This window comes from Actinosynnema sp. (assembly GCF_052038725.1).
Genome location: NZ_JBQGCX010001108.1, coordinates 1 through 2851, shown reverse-complemented (window position 1 = coordinate 2851; position 2851 = coordinate 1). Strand labels below are relative to the sequence as shown.

Sequence of the window (2851 nt, the reverse complement as noted above, 5' to 3'; positions counted from 1 at the left end):
GAGGGCCTCTACGCCGAGGCGATGGGCTCGGCCACGGCAGCCGCGCCCGCCGCGCTCGCCGCCTGAGCGCGGGAGACCCGGTCGGCCACCCGGCGCGCGGCCCGCTTCCCGGCGGGCCTGAGCACCGGGTGGCCGTCCCGCACGCCCACCAGGAACCGGAACAGCCCGCCGTGCCCCTCCAGCCTGCGCAGGAACGCGGCCTCGTCGCGGACCCCGGCCAGCACCGCCTGGTCCTCGATGGCGGCCAGGATGCGCGCCCGCCCGCGCAGCGGCACCCACCAGGTGGTGACCAGCAGCAGCACCACCCCGAACCCGGCGCCGGTCCACAGCACCGCCTCCCACGCGGTGAACCTCAGGTCCAGCGCCCGCAGCAGCACCACCAGCGCCAGGTACCCGGTTCCGTACACCCCGGCCCACCCGGCGGTCGCCGCCGAGGGCGGCTCGGCGTGCTCGGTCACCCACGGCGAACCGCCACCGGACGGGTCCGCGCCCGACCCCGAGACGCCCGGTCCACCGCCCACCGCGGCGGGCTCCTCGGCCCGCCGCCACCGCTGCATCGACCGCCCCAGCGAGAACGACGCGCCGAACCCGATCGCCACCGCGGCCAGCGACGCCAACCCCAGGACCCACCAGTCCGCCTCGACCAACCACCGGGCCGCCTCCCGCGCGCCCAGCCACAGCGCCCCGGCCGCCGCCACCACCCCGACCAGCCGCTTCGGCACCCGCACCCGCCCCAGCACCGCCAGCGGCGTGCCCACCGGCGACGGCAGGCTGCCCAGCGCCAGCAGGCACGCCACCACCAGCCCCACCCCGGCGATCGCGACGACCCCGGTGGTGGCCTCCTGCGGGTTCGTCCCACCGCCCAGCGCGTCCCGCGACCGCGTCACCGCCACCGACGCCAGCGGCAGCACCGGCGACAGCAGCACCAGCCCGTGCAGCAGCGTCCCGGACCGCAGCGCGGCGTACCCGAACGCGGCCAGCAGCGTCGCCGCCCCCAGCGCCGCCGCCGGGGCCACCGCCCAGCCGGGCAGCAGGTCGAACAGCGACAGCACCAGCAGCGCCCCGCCCAGCGCCAGCCCGACCAGCCCCAGGAACCTCGACAGGTTCCCGCCCCTGGTCAACCCGTTGATCATCCAGTAGGGCAGCAGCGCCGCCCCGCGCAGCGCCCTGGTCAGCGGCTTCACCGGCCCCAGCCCCGACCGCTCGCTGTCGGCCACGGTCACCGCGACCGCCGCCGCCGTCGCCGCCGTGCGGATCACCTGGTCGCTGCCCGCCTCCTGGCCGATCGGCTCCCGCCCGATGCCCGCCCGGTCGAACGCGCGCAGCGCCAGCACGCCCAGCGCCGCCGTCTCCTCGGTGGTGATCGGCGGCGTGGCGAGCCTGGCCAGCAGCCCGGCGTGCTCCTCCAGGAACAGCTCGCCGCGCGAGCGCCGGTCCGCCCCGTCCGCCCGGTCGGCCAGGATCGCCTGCCGCAGCGCGGGCAGCTCCTCGCAGATGATCCGCGCGTGCAGCCCCCACGCGGCCAGGTCGGCGAGCGCCGCGCAGGTGGGCGGCAGGTCGGACTCGCCGGAGGCGTACACCCCGGTCAGCTCGGCCACCGCCGCCTCCCGCGCCGCCCTCAGCTCCTCCGGCAGCGCGCTGCCGAACAGCTCCGCCACCAGGTCCGCCACCACCGCCTCGGCGCGCTGCGCGGCGTCACCGGGCAGCCCGCCCGCGAGCTTGTCGACCCGCCGCAGCCTGGTCGGCTCGAACAGCACCCGGCACAGCATCGACGCCCCGTCGAGACTGACCCAGATCCAGTCGTTGACACGCCAGGACCGCTTGAGGAAACCGGAGAACCGGCTCAGCGACGCCCCGCCCGCCTTGTCGTCGGGGGTGCGGCTGTAGTCGGCGAACGCGTTGCGGGTGCGCAGGCTGACCTGCACCAGCTCCACCGCCTGGTCGAGCCCGCTGATCGAGTCGTCGGCCAGGCACGTCGTGGCCACCTCCAGCGCGAGCAGCCGGGACAGCCACACGTCGTCCCCGACCAGCCCCACCTCGGACTCGCCCGCGGTCATCGGCTCGGTCAGCAGCAGGCACCACGGCTCCAGCCCGACCATCGACCGCCGCTCCGGGCTCAGCCCGGTGATGATCGCGTGCGCGTGCCCGAGCACCTCGGCGACCAGCGCCACCTGCGCCCGCACCCGCTGCCCGAGCTCCTCGTCGGAGTCCGCGCCCATCCGCTCGGTGAAGTTCTGCAGCCGCTCCCGCCAGTACACCTGGTTCAGCTCGACCGGCCGGTCCTCGGGCAGCTCCAGCCAGGCGCGCACCCGCGCCTCCACGCCCGCCCGCACCTGCTCCGAGTCCAGCTCCTCGTGCAGCCTGCGCAGCTCGGCCCGCACCCGGTGCAGCACCGTCCGGTCGCCGGTGATCCGCGCGCAGTCCTCGAGGCCCGGCCCCTCGGCGGGCACCACCCACACCAGCCGCTTGAGCAGGTCCATCGCCGCGGTGACCAGCCGCTCGGCCATCGAGATGCCCCACGGCCAGCCGGTGACCGGCGCGGCCACCGGCAGCGGCGGCACCGGCACGTACGGCAGGCTGCCGTGCTCGCGCAGCCAGGTGCGCTGCGCGACCTCGGCGGCGGCCCGCACCCGCTCGAACGTCCAGCCCGCCGCGTTCGAGCCGGGCTTGTCCAGCTCGCGGGTGGCCAGGTCGCGGGCGGCGAGCCGGATGCGCACGTCCTCGTAGTGCCCGCGCAGGGTCCTGGTCAGCTCGTACAGGCTGCGGGTGATCGGCGCGTCCTCGCGGTGCAGCCGGGACAGCAGCGCGCTGCGCCCGCCGCGCCTGCTCGCGGCCCGCCGGTTGTGCTCCT

The 2851-nt window shown here is 76.9% G+C and carries 1 protein-coding gene; it reads right to left on the bottom strand.

What is annotated here, in order from left to right; translation table 11 throughout:
- Positions 1-8 precede the first annotated feature (8 nt).
- Positions 9-2851: DUF3376 domain-containing protein (locus ACTUAL_RS23405; protein WP_440901748.1), on the bottom strand; the 2843-nt coding region annotated here is incomplete at its 5' end.